This is a genomic window from Methylomagnum sp. (assembly GCF_054333355.1).
The window spans coordinates 1-16637 of sequence record NZ_JBTEKS010000059.1; the positions used below are offsets into that span (position 1 = coordinate 1).

Annotated in this window: 12 protein-coding genes and 4 tRNA genes; 6 read left to right on the top strand and 10 right to left on the bottom strand. The window is 59.2% G+C overall.

From position 1 onward, the window contains the following. Positions 1-136 precede the first annotated feature (136 nt). The gene (locus tag ACXWUF_RS06970) at positions 137-478 is read right to left on the bottom strand and encodes a hypothetical protein (protein ID WP_458493950.1); all 342 of its coding nucleotides are present in this window, start codon (positions 476-478) and stop codon (positions 137-139) included. 108 nt (positions 479-586) lie between these two features. Here ACXWUF_RS06970 and ACXWUF_RS06975 point away from each other — a divergent pair, with 108 nt between their 5' ends. Further along, the gene (locus tag ACXWUF_RS06975) at positions 587-1297 is read left to right on the top strand and encodes a hypothetical protein (protein ID WP_458493951.1); all 711 of its coding nucleotides are present in this window, start codon (positions 587-589) and stop codon (positions 1295-1297) included. A gap of 78 nt (positions 1298-1375) precedes the next feature. Here ACXWUF_RS06975 and ACXWUF_RS06980 read toward each other — a convergent pair. The 4 genes from ACXWUF_RS06980 to ACXWUF_RS06995 form a co-directional block, all read right to left on the bottom strand. Continuing rightward, positions 1376-1451 (bottom strand) — tRNA-Lys (locus tag ACXWUF_RS06980). A 39-nt stretch (positions 1452-1490) separates the two neighbouring features. Next, a tRNA-His gene (locus ACXWUF_RS06985) sits at positions 1491-1566 on the bottom strand. 18 nt (positions 1567-1584) lie between these two features. Continuing rightward, positions 1585-1661, bottom strand: a tRNA-Arg gene (locus ACXWUF_RS06990). A gap of 1 nt (position 1662) precedes the next feature. Continuing rightward, a tRNA-Pro gene (locus tag ACXWUF_RS06995) sits at positions 1663-1739 on the bottom strand. 175 nt (positions 1740-1914) lie between these two features. On the opposite strand from ACXWUF_RS06995, the gene ACXWUF_RS07000 reads away from it, so the two are divergent. Together ACXWUF_RS07000 and ACXWUF_RS07005 are read left to right on the top strand one after the other, a co-directional pair. Beyond that, positions 1915-2577 (top strand): ABC transporter ATP-binding protein, encoded by a 663-nt coding sequence (locus ACXWUF_RS07000; protein WP_458493952.1) that lies wholly within the window; start codon positions 1915-1917, stop codon positions 2575-2577. After that, on the top strand, positions 2564-3373 hold the full coding sequence (locus ACXWUF_RS07005; RefSeq protein ID WP_458493953.1) for an ABC transporter permease: 810 nt from the start codon (positions 2564-2566) through the stop codon (positions 3371-3373). The genes ACXWUF_RS07000 and ACXWUF_RS07005 overlap by 14 nt, the downstream gene beginning before the upstream one ends. A 168-nt stretch (positions 3374-3541) precedes the next feature. Here ACXWUF_RS07005 and ACXWUF_RS07010 read toward each other — a convergent pair whose 3' ends face one another. From ACXWUF_RS07010 to ACXWUF_RS07020, 3 genes are all read right to left on the bottom strand, one after another. Then, positions 3542-4261: a class I SAM-dependent methyltransferase gene (locus ACXWUF_RS07010; RefSeq protein ID WP_458493954.1), complete on the bottom strand. Its 720-nt coding sequence runs from the start codon at positions 4259-4261 to the stop codon at positions 3542-3544. Positions 4262-4341: 80 nt separating this feature from the next. Further along, complete coding sequence (locus tag ACXWUF_RS07015; protein ID WP_458493955.1) at positions 4342-5193, bottom strand: hypothetical protein; 852 nt, start codon at positions 5191-5193, stop codon at positions 4342-4344. 15 nt (positions 5194-5208) lie between these two features. Continuing rightward, positions 5209-6867: a hypothetical protein gene (locus ACXWUF_RS07020; protein WP_458493956.1), complete on the bottom strand. Its 1659-nt coding sequence runs from the start codon at positions 6865-6867 to the stop codon at positions 5209-5211. Positions 6868-7136: 269 nt separating this feature from the next. Between ACXWUF_RS07020 and ACXWUF_RS07025 the strand changes: the two genes are divergently transcribed. Together ACXWUF_RS07025 and ACXWUF_RS07030 are read left to right on the top strand one after the other, a co-directional pair. After that, complete coding sequence (locus tag ACXWUF_RS07025; RefSeq protein WP_458493957.1) at positions 7137-7970, top strand: SDR family oxidoreductase; 834 nt, start codon at positions 7137-7139, stop codon at positions 7968-7970. 64 nt (positions 7971-8034) lie between these two features. Further along, entirely contained in the window at positions 8035-9117 is a 1083-nt protein-coding gene (locus ACXWUF_RS07030) for a glycosyltransferase (RefSeq protein WP_458493958.1), read from the top strand. A gap of 10 nt (positions 9118-9127) precedes the next feature. On the opposite strand, the gene ACXWUF_RS07035 is transcribed toward ACXWUF_RS07030, so the two are convergent. Beyond that, positions 9128-9424: a hypothetical protein gene (locus ACXWUF_RS07035; RefSeq protein ID WP_458493959.1), complete on the bottom strand. Its 297-nt coding sequence runs from the start codon at positions 9422-9424 to the stop codon at positions 9128-9130. Positions 9425-10111: 687 nt separating this feature from the next. Here ACXWUF_RS07035 and ACXWUF_RS07040 point away from each other — a divergent pair. Further along, positions 10112-15547 (top strand): EAL domain-containing protein, encoded by a 5436-nt coding sequence (locus tag ACXWUF_RS07040; RefSeq protein ID WP_458493960.1) that lies wholly within the window; start codon positions 10112-10114, stop codon positions 15545-15547. A gap of 54 nt (positions 15548-15601) precedes the next feature. Here ACXWUF_RS07040 and ACXWUF_RS07045 read toward each other — a convergent pair whose 3' ends face one another. After that, positions 15602-16498, bottom strand: a complete 897-nt coding sequence (locus ACXWUF_RS07045) for a hypothetical protein (protein WP_458493961.1) — start codon at positions 16496-16498, stop codon at positions 15602-15604. Positions 16499-16637 lie beyond the last annotated feature (139 nt).

Genomic DNA, 16637 nt, shown 5'->3' on the forward strand with positions numbered 1-16637 from the left:
CCACCGAGGAACTCAAGCGCCGCATCCTCTCCTTCATCAAGGTCTTCAACGAGACCTTGGCCAAGCCCTTCCGCTGGACTTATGTCGGCAAACCCTTGATGGCGTAGGTTATCGAGCTTATTTCAGGCGGGGTGTACTAGGCCAAACCGTTGACGCCTATGGGGCCATCATTGCCGAGATTGCCAAATACGGGCAGGCTGGCGTCGATATGGTCAAGCGAATGCGCGATGAAGCCCTTTCGTTCGGCGAAGATATGCGGAATTTGAATTTCGCCGGGCAGATACTTGATGACGCCAAGCGCCAAGCCGCCGCCGTGGATGAGTTGCGGCAAGCCATACAGCGGGCCGTTTCGACCGGAGAAAACCTTGAATGGGCGGCGGCGCAAACCACAGGTGCCTTCAACCTCCTCGACAGCCAGCGATTGGAGGGGCTTCAATCCGCCATCGACCAAGCCCGCCAGCGCCTTGCGGACTTCCATGATGAACTCAGGCGGACGGCGGCGGACACCAAGCGGGCGCTACTCGATGAGCTTGACCAGATCAACGAAAACGACCGCGCCATTGAAAACCGCCGTTACCGTCAGCAAGTGGCGGAACTTCAAAAGACGCTTGACGAAGCCAATAAGGCCAAAGATAAACAGGCCGTTAAAGACACGGAGGATGCCTTGGCTTTAGCGGAGGAAATCCACCTTAGGAAGCTTGAAGCCATCAAGGAAGAAGAAAAGGCCCGCTCTGAGGCACAGGAAAAAGCAGCCAAGGAAGAAGCCCAGCGCCAAGATGAAGAGCGGAAAAGGCGCATTGAAGAAAACCAACGGCGCAACGCGGAACAGCACAAGCCCATCCCGTCACCCACCCTGCCTGCCAACCCGACAGCCACCCCCACCCCAAACCCGGCTACGCCCGACGAATCCCCCGCGCCGACAGCCATCCCCGGCCCGGCTCCAGCAACAGGGGCGGCGGGGCAACAGGCGGCTGGGGTGGGGGCATGGGGCCGGGAAGATATGCCGGGGGCGGTGCTGGGCCGCAACCTTATGGGGGCGGAGATTACAGGCTGGGAGCCGTTCAACCTACGTATGTTCCGGTTGAGGTTAAGCGGTTTATTATTGAGTTTCCCCAAGGTAATCGTTACCAGATTGATACAACCCCGGATACTGGAAAGCTTCTTGAGGCGATGCTTGACGACTTACAGCGGGCGGCGTTTGTCGCCATGTAGTGGTGTCTTTTTTGAAAAAGCCCCCCGGAATTTTGAAAAAGTCCTTTATTCCAAAGATCGCGCCTCCTTACGCTCAGGGCCGTGAAATAGGCGGGGTTTCACGTTGCGTGAAACCGAGGGCATGAAAAAAGCCCTACGATTTCTCGTAAGGCTTTGTTCTATATGGTGGGCCGTGTAAGATTCGAACTTACGACCGATGGATTAAGAGTCCACTGCTCTACCAACTGAGCTAACGGCCCTGAAACTTTAATTTTTCCCGATTAAGCCCTGGGGAAAGGTGGGGTGACTGACGGGGCTCGAACCCGCGACAACAGGAATCACAATCCTGGACTCTACCAACTGAGCTACAGTCACCACAGAACTATTCTGAGATGGCGCGCTTGGCAGGACTCGAACCTGCGACCCTCGGCTTAGAAGGCCGATGCTCTATCCGGCTGAGCTACAAGCGCTTGGTCGGGGTAGAGGGATTCGAACCCCCGACATTCTGCTCCCAAAGCAGACGCGCTACCAGACTGCGCTATACCCCGATTGACCCTATGGTAAAGCCAGCTCGGTGTACCATCAAGAACGCGAATCATACCTACCAAAGCGCCGCCCGTCAAACCCAATATTTTTACCCCCACCAGACCCCATCCATTCACAGCTTTCACAGAGCTTACGGGACCGTTAGGATTCGGTTCCCCAAAGCCCGAGATACCCCCAATGCCGCCCATCATCCGCTTTGATCACGTATCCATCGCCATTCGTGGCAAGCCCATTCTCACCGATATTGCCTTTACGCTGGCGGCGGGCGAGAAAGCCGTGTTTCGTGGCCGCTCCGGCTCGGGTAAGACCACGGCGCTTAAAGCCCTGCTAGGCCTTTATCCGCTATCCGGCGGAACCATATTCTTCCAAGAAAAGTCACTGAACCCGGCCACCGTGCGGACAATCCGTGCCTGCGCCGCCTACATCGGCCAGGAGCCGGTCTTGGGCGCGACCACCGTGCGGGAGGCATTGCGCCTGCCATTCCAGTTCAAGGCCCATGCTGGCCGTGAACCGGCGGACTCCGAATTGACCAAAATCTTGGCGCGGCTCCATCTGCCCGCCGCCATCCTCGACCGGGAATGCGCCCGCGTGTCCGGCGGCGAGAAGCAGCGCATCGCCATGGCCCGCGCCCTGCTGCTCGGCAAGAATCTGTACCTGTTGGACGAAGTGACCAGCGCCCTGGATGGCGACAGCAAGCAAGCCGTATTCGATGTGTTGGCCGATCCCGGATTCACCGTCCTGTCGGTGGCCCACGACCCGGATTGGATTGCCCGGTGCGGCGTCGTTTTTGAATTGGAGAGCGGCTGTTTGACGCAGGAGACCCGGCGTGGAAACCCTTGATATTGGCACGCCGCAGCTCGCGGTTCTGTTCGGTGTTGTACTCGTCCCCTGGTTATTGCTAGGGCTGATTGGGCTTCGCTTATCAAAGGATATCAGCCTCGGCATTATCCGCATGACCCTGCAATTGGGTTTAGTCGGCTTTTATCTGAAAACCCTGTTTGCCCTTAATAATCCCTGGCTGAATGGGTTATGGATACTGGTAATGCTGTTGGTCGCCGACCTCGCCATTCTGCGGCGGGCGGGTTTGCGGCGGCGGCTGTTTTTCCTATCCACTTTCACGGCGGTGGCGCTCAGTGTTTTGTTTTCCGCCGCGTATCTCATCATTTTGGTGATTCAGCCGCCTTTGCTGTACGACGCCCGTTATCTGGTGCCTTTGAGCGGGATGATTCTAGGCAATTGCCTACAAGGGAATGTGATTGGGTTGGAACGGTTTTATTCGGCGTTACGGAAGAACGAAGCCGAGTACGTGACTTATCTGCTGCTCGGCGCGACACGCTGGGAAGCGGTGCGGCCTTATTTTCGGGAGGCTGTGAAAGCGGCCGTTAATCCGACCGTGGCGGGCATGGCGACGATGGGGCTGGTGGCTTTGCCGGGGATGATGACCGGGCAGATACTCGGCGGTGGCGAACCTTGGCTGGCGGTTAAGTATCAAATCGCCATTATGTTATGTATTTTTTCCAGCACTGCCCTGGCGGTTGTTCTTAACCTGAAATTCAGTCTGAATATTGCGTTTGACGAGTTTGATGTATTGCAGGAGGGGATTTGGGGGGTGGAACAAAACATAAAAAAACCATAAACACAAGCCCTACTAAATTCTAAGCGAAATATTGCGCTTAACGATAGGTGGGATTTTTGTCGCTTTTGAAATAAACCTTTATCATGCGCATGAAATAAGCCGGTATTTGGTAGGTTTATAATAATGTCCATTAGAGAAATACCGGCTAGGCGCACGCGCCGGATTAACTCAAGCCACTTTCCACAGCGAGCGCAGTAGTTGCACGGTATCCGCCGCGAAATCGACATCTACCGCCAATAATGAATTCATATCCTCGGAGAATCGCTGCTGGAACTCCTCCGGCCAGTTCACCGACTCAATAGCGCCATCGAAACCACGGTCAGGCTCGCAGGGCAACGGCCATAAATCCACATTGTCCTTGGTAAACCAATCCAGATTTTTGGGACGAGGCTCCAAGGGCTTTTTTACTACCGCACAAATATTATAGCCATGGACAATAAAATGCCCATGCTTAATATCAAATCCCGCCTCCACTAAGTTATACATCAAAATACCGAGATTCCAGCCGGGCGTGATATGTCCGGGCACCACCTTATGCTTAAAAGGTGGCACCACCAACACCAGCGTGCCACCCGGACACATGGAATCATAGCAACGATCCAAGAATAAGCCTGGATTCCGGGTATGCTCCAACACATGGGACGCCCAGATGGCATCGAATGGCTGATCATATTCAAACGTTTCAAAACTTCTGTCATAAGTCTCGATAAACAGCCTATCGTAAACAGGCTTTAGCTTCTTCAACCACCAGCCGCCCCGTGTTATGGATATTACCTTTTTGCCCATCAAGGCAAAAGCGACCGACGCTCCGCCCTTATAGGAACCAATATCCAAAATGGAGTCGAAATCTAAGGCCGTTACTGCCTTGATGATTTCAATATTCTCCATACCAGTGCAGAATCCTGGCAGTAACGCTTTCTCCAAGTTCATCGTTGTATTATCAGTCATAGGGATAGGCAGTTTGAGGTTTATAAGTGGGCAAACAAAATGGGGTCTAGGGCGAGTAGTTGAGCCTTGCTGGCTTTATATTGGGCATTGATAATTTCCTCCTTGACCGCCCCTTTCCAAATGAACACGCAGGCGATGGCGGCATTTCTCGGCGTCGCTTTCGGATTATCCCAAACACCAATCTGAACCTTGATGGGTAAACCCTTGCCATCCACCAAGGGCCGCTTTGCCAAGCCACCGCCCGATGCTGCATCGAAACGGGTTTCCAGCGCCGGGGTGGACTGCGCTTTGAGAATATAGGTCGCCTGGCTGTTATCCCTGCAATTGACCGCCACCGCCCAACACTGGAACCGGGTGGCGCTCACAAAGTTATTGCAAAACGGCGAGGCATTATTGGCTCCACCCGGCTTTTGATTATTCTCGACGGCCAGCCCATCGCGATAATAGAACAGGCTGGAGCGATAACTGGCAACATTGTTTTTCTGGGTGGGGCTATCCAAATATTGTAAGGCGACACCATAACCATTTTTATTGGTATCGTCTCCGCAATTCCCTACAAAAAATAACCTGTTAGGAATATCTGGCACGGATTCATCCCTGGCACCAATCACCATATAGGTTAAATCCCCGGTTTCGGTGAGGCCCGTGTCAAACCCATGCCCCCCGCCGACCACGACGCGGTTGGGTTTAAACAACGGATTTCCTAGCATTCGCAAGGTATTGCCTTGGCCGCTATGGTCGTGAAGGCATTTCGAGGCGACGCCGCTGGTGAACCAATAAGCTCCCACCAAATCGGTATAGTCCACAATATTAGGCACGACGAACGCACCTGTGAGACCGGCAAGATTAAATTTTCTAATAATCACACGCATGGCAAAGAACCGGCCTCAGATCATCATTTCAAAAATCACGCAATAATTATCCAGTCGACGCAGAACGCCATCGTCGCCAACATATTGGTAAGTATCGCCCTGGTTGTCCCGCAAGTTGCCACGGGGACCGGTTTCCTTGCTGGTATGGTATGGCGCGCCGGAACGGCCCCAGCCATAAGTAATCTTATCGCCCGCCCCCACCGGCCCGTCGATGGTTAAGCGCACCGTATCGGAACCTATAATATCGACGTGAGTAATCATATCCTTGACGGCATTATTCGACGAGCGCACGTCAAACCCCTGGTTGGCGGTTTCCGCCACCCAGGTGGCGTCGAAATGCAATACGCCATAAGGCACATGAAACTTAACATCAATGGTATTGGGGTCAACCATGAATGCGCTGACCGCTTGCAATGGCTTCCAAGCTTGCCGGTCAAACACGGCGCGTTTGGCGCAAAGGGCATAATAATGGCCCAACATCCGGCTTCCTTCGTTGGTTAAATGCAGATTGTCCGTCCCATGCTCCAAGCAATAAGCGGGGACCGCCACGAAAATATCCTGTACCAACTGGCTGGCCCTGAATTGCGCCAGCGCGATGCCCGGCACGTTAAGACGAAAACGTTTATGCGAGGCTACCTGCATGGAAATAAAGGCAGGCCGGAATTTCTGTCTGGTAATGCCATTCACCAAAACCGCGAAATCGTCTTGCATAGCGAGCATAGATTGCAAATATGAATTGGCATCGGTGCCGGACTGATAATCAATCTCCCCATGGGTCCAGGTCCAAAACGGCACGTTATGGGTGGCGGATAAGCCCATCGCTAGTTTATGAGCCGCTTCCAAATCACTTTTTAAACCCGTGATCCAGGAATCCCCTCCCTTGCCAAGCTGGGTAATAAGCTTGTTTCCCGCGCCCGGCACAAACCCCACAAACCGCTTATCGTATTCTGCCCCGCCCAGGTATCTGACCAATTCATTGAGGGTGGCGCTGATCGGGGTCTCTCCCCGGAAATTGGAATCTTCCGGCATTCCGGGCTGATAGGTGTTGGGGTGGATGCACTCGATCAAATCGACAAAGCCGTCCCTTAAGCTGCCACCCCTCAGCGCATCATCGGTTCTGACGCCGCCCGCCAACATAACGTTCTTATAAGGTTGATGGGTGCTTAAGGCGGGCAGGCTCCTAGTGCCCCTGGATAGGGATTGGCCATAACATGGCACACTCATATAATCGGCTTCAATCATGGCCAAGGGATATAAAGGCTCAGTGGTTGCAGAGAAATCATTCATGCCGGGAGGAGTGACCCCCTCGATCACCAGCTTTCCGCCAGTGGGTTTATAGGCGATGCAGCGGCCTGCGGTGTCGGTCACGGCAAGCTCCAACCCCGGTATCTGCCGCTCCACCGAGACATTATTAATTAGCCCATATAAAGCCGACATGTCTTCCGGCAAGGCGGTTTTATCCCTGCTGCCACCCGTATCCACCAAACTCCAGCGGCCTGCGCCTGGTTCCCCTGCTTTTTTATAAACGCAATCCGATTCGCCACCATTCAATATTATTCCCACGACGTTGGCGGGTGGTGTCAAATCAGATTCCAAGGCGGGTTTGTCGGGATAAAAGCGGATGATACCCGTGTCGATGAGGGTGGTGATAAGGTCGGCTTTGATTTTCTTCATGCAGGGTCGGGGATACGGCGGCAGGGCGGATTATTGTCGACTTAATATCTGGTTTCCCAATGGGACGGTTATCTGATTCTGGAGTAGACCGCCACGATGACCATGACTTGCATCCTAACGGATTTTCATCGCGCCTCCAACGATGAGTTAAGGCGCGCCGCCATGGCGCGGCTTCGGCGCATTTCCCCGTTCAAGCCACCCCGCCTTTCACGCCCGCAAACCGCCTGTGAGAAAATGCCCCGCCCCTCCCACAGCCTCCCGATCCAAGCATGAACCAACAAAAAACCATCCTCATCACCGGCTGCTCCTCCGGCATAGGCCGCTGCGCCGCGCACGGACTCAAAGCCCGCGGCTACCGCGTCTTCGCGACCACCCGCAAAGCCGAAGACGCGGCCCGGCTGGTGGACGAGGGCTTCGAAGCCTTCCCGCTCGACCTGACCGATTCCGACTCCATCCGCGCCGCCGTGGCACGCACCCTCGACGCCACCGGCGGCCAACTCTACGGACTCTTCAACAACGGCGCCTACGGCCAGCCCGGCGCGGTGGAAGACTTGCGGCGGGACGTGCTACGGGAACAATTCGAGACCAACCTGTTCGGCACCCACGAACTCACCAACCTCGTGCTGCCGGTCATGCGCCGCCAAGGCCACGGGCGCATCGTCCAGAACAGCTCCGTGCTGGGCTTCGCCGCCATGCGCTACCGGGGCGCCTACAACGCCAGCAAATACGCCCTCGAAGGCTTGTCCGACACCCTGCGGCTGGAACTCACCGGCAGCGGCGTGTATGTCTCGCTGATAGAACCCGGCCCCATCCTCAGCCGGTTCCGGGACAACGGCTTCGCCAAGTACAAACAGAACATCGACCCGGAAATCAGCGTCCACCGCGACACCTACCGGGCCATCGAAGCGCGGCTACAAAAGGAAGGCCCGGTCGTGCCCTTCACGCTGGGACCGGAAGCCGTGCTGAAAAAGGTCATCCTCGCCTTGGAAACCAAGCGCCCCAAGGCCCGCTACTACGTCACGACGCCGACCCATGTGTTCGGCGGGTTGAAGCGGATACTGACGGACGCGGCGCTGGATTGGGTATTGCGGAAGGTGGGCTGATGATGATGGAGAACTACAGAAGCTTCGCCCCCGTGGGCGGGCTGGTTGAAACGGAGACGCCCCGATGAAAGTGCTGCACGTCGAAGGCGGGCGGAACCTATATGGCGGCGCCTTGCAGGTGGTTTATCTGGTCGAGGGGCTGCAAGCGCGGGGCGTCGAAAACCTGCTGGCCTGCCGCCCCGGCAGTGACATTAGCCGAGCCGCCGCGCCATTCGCGAAGGTGTGCGGCGTGCCCATGGCGGGCGACATGGATTTGCTGCTGATTCCCAGGCTGTACCGATTGATCCGCGCCACCCGGCCCGACGTCGTGCATCTGCACAGCCGCATCGGCGCCGATGTGATGGGCGGGTTGGCGGCGCGGCTGGCGGGCGTGCCCATCGTCCATTCGCGGCGGCAGGACAACCCGGAAAAGCCCTGGATGGTGGCGCTGAAATATCGGCTGCATGACCGGGTGGTCGCCATTTCCGAGGGCATCGGCCAAGTGCTGTTGTCGGAAGGGCTGCCCGCCAGCAAGTTGCGCGTGGTGCGCAGCGCGGTGAACGCCCGGCCTTTCCAGCGGCCCCGCGACGACGCTTGGTTCCGCGCCGAATTCGGCCTGCCCGACGACAGCCTCGCCATCGGTGTCGCCGCCCAATTGATCGGGCGCAAGGGCCATCGTTTCTTGCTGCAAGCCCTGCCCCGCTTGTTGGCGCAATTCCCGACCTTGCACACGGTCATTTTCGGCAAGGGTCCGCAAGAAGACGAATTGAGAAAGCTGGCCCAGCGCTTGGGGATAGCGGGCCATGTGCATCTGGCCGGGTTCCGCGACGACCTGCCGCGAGTCCTGCCCTGCCTGGATGTGCTGGTGCATCCGGCCTTGATGGAGGGGCTGGGGGTGTCTTTGTTGCAGGCGTCCAGCGCGGGCGTGCCCATCGTCGCCAGCCGCGCCGGGGGCATCCCCGAGGCGGTGCGGGATGGCGTCAATGGCTTGTTGGTCCCGCCGGGGGATGTGGATGCGCTGGGCGAAGCGGTGGGCCGCTTGCTGGATAATCCTGAGCTGGCCCGACAGATGGGCGCGGCGGGACGGGCGCTGATCGAGCGGGAATTTTCGGTGGACGGGATGGTGGAGGGGAACTTGCGGGTGTATCGGGAGCTTGTGGGCGCGTAGGCGGTATTATTTAAAACCGCCAATCAAACTGGACATAAGCGCCACGGGGCACATAAGACCGGGGCGGACCCAGCACTTCCTGCTCGAACTCCACATGACGGCTCTGCAATAGATGCTGCCCGACCACCGACAATTCAACGCCATGATGGGGCCGCCATGCCAACCGGGCATCCAGGGTCAGATAATCGGGGATAGGCGGACGGGTGATAGAACTACTTTGGATATTGAGCGGCAGTCGATCCGCATAGCGTATCCAAAGGTCCAGGTCGAAGCTGGACGTAAGATCGAAACTCGAACGGAACGACACTTGCTGGCCAGGGCTGTTTCATTTAGCGTTAAATAGCCCTGGACCGACCGTAGTCCGGGGGTCGCCCGTGGCGGGAAACACACCGCGTATCGAAGCATGGCTGATGGAGAGAATTCTTTTCTTGATGCGCCGCCACGCCTACAGCCCACGGCCATTAAGTTAGCGTCGATCAAACCCCTCCCGACCTCCCCTTATCAGGGGAGGGGAAAAGCGGGGAGGGAGAAAAAAGCCCCCCCTGATAAAGGGGGGTTGGGGGGTTAAATCCAGCCTTAGAGACTCGCCCAAACGGCTTAATTTAATGGCGGTGACGCTTACAGCCCCGACAGAGCTTGCGAAAGCTTCCAAGTTGTTTCTTGGAATCAACGAATTGGATGGGATTGAATGAACGTCCCGCCGAAACTCGGATTGTTCGGTGGCTTCATTAATTTTTTGTTAAATTTTTAATGTTTTTGTATTATTTGTAATCAAAAGTTATGGGGCGGGGATCAAATGCAAGGAAATAATAACAATCTGACACATGCTAAAAAGTATTTGTCCACCCCCATGTATTCCATAACAGGCAATTCTGCATATAGGTTTGCACGCTTTGGGGGCTTTGGGGAAAGTCCCAATGCACACTTTCATCTCTTGACTATCATAATTGTCTAATAAACGCAGAACCCAGCCAATAGTTTAATATTTTTCTGCATGACTCATTTTGAAAACCTGTCGATAAGCGGAAAGCTTCGGCGCATTCTGCTGTCGACCACGTTACTGGCATCGTCGATTACCGCGTGTTCGATAGGCGTGTTCGAGGTGTTCACCTTCTACCAAACCGTGCTGAAGCATGTGGGGGTGGTGGCCAACATGGTGGGATATAGCAGCACGGCGGCCCTGGAATTCAATGATCCCAAGACCGGCAACCAAGTGCTGAACACCCTCCAAGCGGAACCGGACATCGGTGCCGGACTGCTGTTGAAACCCAATGGTCAGGCTTTCGCGGCCTATAACTTCCCCATGGCGGGCGAGGCTCCGCTGCCGGACGAACTGGTGGGCGACCTCTGGTTCAGCAAGGGAATAAGCTCGGCATCGCCACAAATACGGCGGGGCTGGAAGCATCTGGAATATCTCTCGCCGATCCGCCTGGACCGGGAAGTCATCGGCTACGTCTATCTACGCACCCACCTCAACCGCCTCTACCAATACGCGCTGTGGAATGGCTTGGTGATCCTGGGGGTCATCATCGGCGCGACGGGCATCTCGATTTTGTTCTCCCGCCGCCTGCAACGGCGGGTCGCCCTGCCCATTCAGCACCTCGCCACCACCATGGAGCGGGTCTCGCGGGAACAAGACTTTGGCCTGCGGGCCATCGCCGGGGTGCCGGACGAGATTGGCCGCTTGATCCAGGGCTTCAACCAGATGCTCGGCCAGTTGGAGGACCGGGACAACCGCCTGGCCCAGTACCGGGCCTCCCTGGAGGAACAGGTGGCCGCCCGCACCGGCGAGCTGTCCCAGGCCAACGCCGAGCTGCGCACCGTGCTGCGGGAAATGACCCTCGCCAAGGAAGCCGCCGAGCAAGCCAACCGGGCCAAGTCCCAATTCCTCGCCAACATGAGCCACGAAATCCGCACCCCCATGAACGGCATCCTGGGGATGAGCGAATTGCTGCTGGGCACCGAGTTGACGGTGGGGCAGCGGGGCTTCGCCGAGACCGTGCTGCGCTCGGGCCGGACCCTCCTGTCCGTCATCAACGACATCCTGGACTTCTCCAAGATCGAAGCGGGCAAGATGGAACTCGACAAGGTGGACTTCGAATTGGAGGACGCCGTCGAGGATGTCATCGCCTTGTTCGCGGAACCGGCCTACAGCAAGGGCTTGGAACTGTTCTGCCTGATCGGGCGGGAGGTGCCCCCCTGGTGTCAGGGCGACCCCATGCGCCTCAGGCAAATCCTGTCCAACTTGATTGGCAACGCCATCAAGTTCACCAGCGCCGGGGAGGTTTCGGTGCGGGTCGGCCTGCTGGCGCGGACCGGGTCGGACGCCGTGCTGCGCTTCGAAATCCGCGACACCGGCGTGGGCATGACGCCGATACAACAATTGGACATCTTCAGCGCCTTCGCCCAGGCCGACACCTCCACCACCCGGCAAGTCGGCGGCACCGGCCTGGGACTCGCCATCGCCCAGGACGTGTGCGAGATGATGGACGGCGACATCGGCGTGGAAAGCTCGCCGGGGGAAGGCTCGCTGTTCTGGTTCACGGCGCGGCTGGCCGTGCCCCAGCCCTTGGCGTCCACGGCCCATGACGCCCACGATGGACTGCTGGGCACCCGGCTATTGGCGATGAGCGCCAACGCGACCTTCCAGGATTTTCTCAAGGGCTATACGGAAGCCTGGGGCGCGGACATTGAAGCGGTGGAGTCCTGCGCGGAAGCGCTGAGGCGGTTGCGCCAGAGCGGCGCGGATGGCCACCCCGGCTTCGACCTGTTGATCCTGGATGGCTCGGCCCCAGGTTGCCAAGATTTGGAATGGGTGCGCCGCCTGAAAACGGAACGGGGCCACGGGAGCCTGCATGTCGTGCTATTGGCCTCCATCACCCAAACCGACATCGGCCACCAGGCGCTCGGCATGGGCGTCGATCTGTGCCTGGCAAAGCCCATCCGTCAGGCCCAGCTTTATGAAAACTTGTCGCAGGCCATCCACGCCCGCTCGATCCAGCGCCTGCGGGTGATGGAGCCGCTGTCCGACGCGGAAGCCTTGGGTCTCAAGGTGCTGCTGGTCGAAGACACCGAGGTCAACCAGGACGTGGCCGTCGCCATGTTGCGCAGGCTGGGCTGCGAGGTCTGCTTGGCGGCCAATGGCGACGAAGCCTTGCGGGAGGCGGCGCCGGATCGGTTCGACGTGGCGCTGATGGACTGCCAAATGCCGGTCATGGATGGCTATCAAACCACCCGCCTGATCCGCGCCAAGGAAGCCGGCTCGTGGCGGGACGGCGCCTCCCGGCGGCGCCTGCCCATCATCGCCCTCACCGCCCACGCCATTGCGGGCGACCGAGAAAAATGCCTGGCCGCCGGGATGGACGACTATCTGAGCAAGCCGTTCACCCTGGAGTCTTTGAAAATCGCCCTCAAGCGCTGGGGCGTCCACGAATCACCCAACGCCCCGGCGGGACCGAATACCGCCCAGCCCGCCGGGAGCGCCAAGGACAGCCAGCCGGTGGTGGACCTGCAAGTCATCGAGGACTTGCAGCGCCTGCGCATCCCCGGCGAGGCGGACGTGGTGAGCAATCTGGTGGGCAATTTTCTGGAATCCACGGCCAAGCGCATGAAATCCCTGGGACACGCCCTGCTCAGGGGCAACGCCCAGGCGGTGGCGGAGTACGCCCACGCGCTCAAATCCAGCGGTGCCCAATTCGGGGCCAGACAGTTCTCCGGCCTCGCCAAGCAATTGGAAACGGTGGCCCGCGCCAACGATCTGGCGGGCGCCGAGGCCATCGTGGCCCGCATGAAGACCCTGCATGACGTGGCCGAAGACATGCTCCGCCAATATCTGGACGGTCAATCCAGCGCGGCGGCGTCTTCGGCCAGCCCACCCCACTCGCTGGCCGAGTCCAGCCCACGCACCGAGGCCTACCTCGTCCGGCGCGTGGCGGGCCAAGAACCCGCCAAGCCTGGCGGAGTGCCGCCCCTGGTGATGGTGGTGGACGACGACGACAGCGTGCGCCTCTGGGTGATAGAACAATTGAAGCGGAATGGCTTCGCCGTGCGGGGGGCGCGGAACGGCATGGAGGCATTGGAAGCGTTCCAGGAGACGCGGCCCGACATCATCATGCTCGACGTGATGATGCCCGGCCTGGATGGCTTTGAAACCTGCCGGGCGATCCGCGCCACGCCCGGCGGTGGCCTGGTGCCCGTGCTGATGGTGACGGGACTCGACGACATCGAATCCATCGAGCGGGCCTACAAGGCGGGCGCGACCGACTTCCTGACCAAGCCCATCAACTTCGCCCTGCTGGACAAGCGCCTGAGTTATCTGCTCAGGGGCGCGAAGGTCTTCGCCGAGCTGCACGCCAGCGAAGCCCGCAACAAAGCCCTGCTGACCGCGCTGCCCGACGCCATGGTGCGTGTGAACGACCAGGGGGACGCGCTGGACCACCAGGGCTCGCGGCTGCTGCGTCCCTTCCTGCCCACGGGCGTCGTGGTGGGACGTTCGCTGGATGACCTGTTCCCGCCCCCGGCGGCCGCCGCCGCCCGAGCCTCGCTGGCGGCGGTGCTGGCGGATCAAGCCGTGGAAACCCTCGAATATAGCTTGGCCGATTCCGATGGCGTCCACGAATTCGAGGCCCGCCTAGTGAAATGCGGCAGCGCGGAAGCGCTCATCCTGATCCGGGACATCACCGAGCGCAAACGGGCGGAGGCGACGCTGCGCCTGAACGCACGGGTCTTCAAGGACACCCGCGAGGGCATCCTGATTACCGACGCCGAGGGGCGGATCATCGATGTCAACGACGCCTTTGTCCGGGTGACGGGCTTCACCCGCGAGGAAGTCCTGGACCAGAATCCCCGCATCCTGAAATCCGGCCAGCACGGACCCGAGTTCTACAGCGTCATGTGGCGGTCAATCCACGCCACCGGCCATTGGAGCGGCGAAGTCTGGAATCACCGGAAGAACGGCGAGTTGTACCCGGAATGGCTCACCATTTCCGCCATCACCGACAGCCGGGGCGGGTTGAGCCACTACGTCGGCATCTTCTCCGACATCTCCATGCTCAAGCAGCACGAGAAGCAGCTTGAGCATCTGGCCCACTACGACGCCCTGACCGGCATCCCCAACCGGGTGTTGCTGGCCGATCGGATGCACCAGGCCATCGCCCACGCCCGCCGGGAGCAGAAGCTCATGGCGGTGTGCTACCTGGATTTGGACGGGTTCAAGACCATCAACGACACCGTGGGGCACGACGCGGGCGACCAAGTGCTGATTGAAACCGCCCGGCGCTTCGCCGGCACCATCCGCGAGGACGACACCGTGGCCCGGCTGGGCGGGGACGAGTTCGTGCTGCTCCTGCAAGGGCTGGTGAAGCCGGAGGACTGCGCGATCACCCTGCAACGGCTGCTGGAAGCGGTGGCCGAACCCATCCTCCTCCAAGGCAGGTCCCACGTCGTCACCGCCAGCATCGGCGCCACCATTTATCCGCTGGACGACGAAAATTCCGACACCCTGCTGCGCCACGCCGATCAAGCCATGTATCTCGCCAAGCAGTCCGGCAAGAACTGCTTCCACATCTACGACCCCGAACACGGCCTGCGCAACCGCGTCCATCAGGAAAGCCTCAAGCAGATCGAGGCGGCCTTGGATAACGGCGAATTCGAACTCTATTATCAGCCGCAGGTGGACATGGCGACGGGCCGGGTCGTCGGCGCGGAAGCCTTGATCCGCTGGCACCACCCGGAACGGGGAGTGCGGCTGCCGGGGGAATTCCTGCCGCTGGTGGCGGATACCGAACTGGAAATCCGCATCGGGCGGTGGGTGATGGACGCCGCGTTGGCGCAGTTGGATCGCTGGTGGCGGGACGGCTTGCGGCTGAAAGTCAGCATCAACATTGCCGCCGGGCATTTGCAATCCGATAGCTTCATGGATGAACTCCGCCACAAACTCGCCGCCTACCCGGACCTGCTGCCCGGCTATCTGCGAATCGAAGTCTTGGAGATGGCGGCGCTGGAAGACTTCGGCAAGGTGAACGCGGTCATCGAAGCCTGCCGGGAACTGGGCATCAGCTTCGTGTTGGATGATTTCGGGACGGGTTATTCCTCCCTGCTCTACCTGCGCGGCCTGCCCGCCGAAATCCTTAAGATCGACCAGACCTTCGTCCGCGACATGTTGGAGGATTCCGGCGACAACGCCATTGTTCAGGGCATCATCGCCCTGGCCGCCACCTTCAAGCGCAAGACCGTGGCCGAGGGGGTAGAGACCAAGGAGCATTTCAGCGCCCTCTTAACCATGGGCTGCGACATCGGTCAGGGCTATGGCATCGCCCGGCCCATGCCGGCGGACAACCTGGCCCGCTGGATCGAGCGGCGGCAGACGAGCGGGGATGGCGAGGAAATGGGTGGCGGTCGCCAAGCGCCGCCTGACCGTGCTTCGGCCTAGCCCAAGACCGACTCGGTTTTAAAAACCGGGTCGGTCTCTGGGACCCAACCCCCCCTATTTCCGCTCGTACCCGAACTCCAAAATAATCGGACTGCCCTGGTTATGGATAACCATCTGTTTCCGGCCTTCTTCCTTGCTACGGGTCTCGGTGCTGACGGGCGTCGCCTGTTCCGATGGCGCTGCGGAAGCGGGCGCGGCCTTCAAGGATGGCTCAGCCGCCACCGGCACGGTGCCTGGAACGACTGCCGGAGCGGCGACAGCGGCGGGTTGCGCCGACGACGCGGCGGGTTTCTCCCGCACTTCGATCCGCACCTCGGGGAACCAAGTATCACCGGACGAGCCATCCGTCCCGCCCAACGCCCCCGCCACAATGGGCGCTGGCTTACCACGTTGCACCTTCAAATCTTCCAGCAAGTTGAAACACACCGTCGCGGCGTGGTTGACGTACACGCCCTCCACCGCTGGATCGGGTTTGTTCCGCACACCGCCCTTCACCTTGTCATCGGCCATGAAATCCATATACAGGCTGGCCCTATCCTTGGCACGCCCGACCGGGTACAGCACGCAATCCACCGGCAATACATCGGCCTTCTGAAAATCCAGGGCGCGGGGGTCGGAATTGCCCACGGTGAAGGAAAACCCTTGGGGCGTGCTTTTGAATGACACCGCGCCGATTTTCGCCTCCATGACGTGGCTGTAATCACCGCCCTTCCCGTCCGCCGTCACGCCGTAGCCCCAGGCGCCCAGGTTCTTGCTGACCCGCTCGGCCATTTCTTGCTGGCGGGCGGCGGGGACGGATTCCAGTGTGTCGGGTTCAAAGCGGAATAAGACCTTCTTGATTGAAGCGGGATCGGGCCGGACGCCCTTGGGTTCAACGCCCGCACAGCCTGACAACAGCACGAGGAGGCTCAGGGCACCCAGGCGGTACGGGCGGGTGGATTGGACGGTCATGGGCGATGTTTCCCTGTTGGTTCGTGTGTTTTTTGGAGGGCGTGCGAGAAGTCCCGTAGGTCGGGCATGTACTCATGCCCGACGCAATGCCCGCACCGAGAAATGTCGGGCACGAGTACATGCCCGACCTACGCGAAGG

Excerpts from the sequence above, each read along its gene's own strand:
- ACXWUF_RS06970 (WP_458493950.1), bottom strand. The coding sequence starts at position 478 with ATGGAAGTCCGCAAGGCGCTGGCGGGCTTGGTCGATGGCGGATTGAAG.
- ACXWUF_RS07000 (WP_458493952.1), top strand. The coding sequence starts at position 1,915 with ATGCCGCCCATCATCCGCTTTGATCACGTATCCATCGCCATTCGTGGC.
- ACXWUF_RS07010 (WP_458493954.1), bottom strand. The coding sequence starts at position 4,261 with ATGGAGAATATTGAAATCATCAAGGCAGTAACGGCCTTAGATTTCGAC.
- ACXWUF_RS07015 (WP_458493955.1), bottom strand. The coding sequence starts at position 5,193 with ATGCGTGTGATTATTAGAAAATTTAATCTTGCCGGTCTCACAGGTGCG.
- ACXWUF_RS07020 (WP_458493956.1), bottom strand. The coding sequence starts at position 6,867 with ATGAAGAAAATCAAAGCCGACCTTATCACCACCCTCATCGACACGGGT.
- ACXWUF_RS07025 (WP_458493957.1), top strand. The coding sequence starts at position 7,137 with ATGAACCAACAAAAAACCATCCTCATCACCGGCTGCTCCTCCGGCATA.
- ACXWUF_RS07030 (WP_458493958.1), top strand. The coding sequence starts at position 8,035 with ATGAAAGTGCTGCACGTCGAAGGCGGGCGGAACCTATATGGCGGCGCC.
- ACXWUF_RS07040 (WP_458493960.1), top strand. The coding sequence starts at position 10,112 with ATGACTCATTTTGAAAACCTGTCGATAAGCGGAAAGCTTCGGCGCATT.
- ACXWUF_RS07045 (WP_458493961.1), bottom strand. The coding sequence starts at position 16,498 with ATGACCGTCCAATCCACCCGCCCGTACCGCCTGGGTGCCCTGAGCCTC.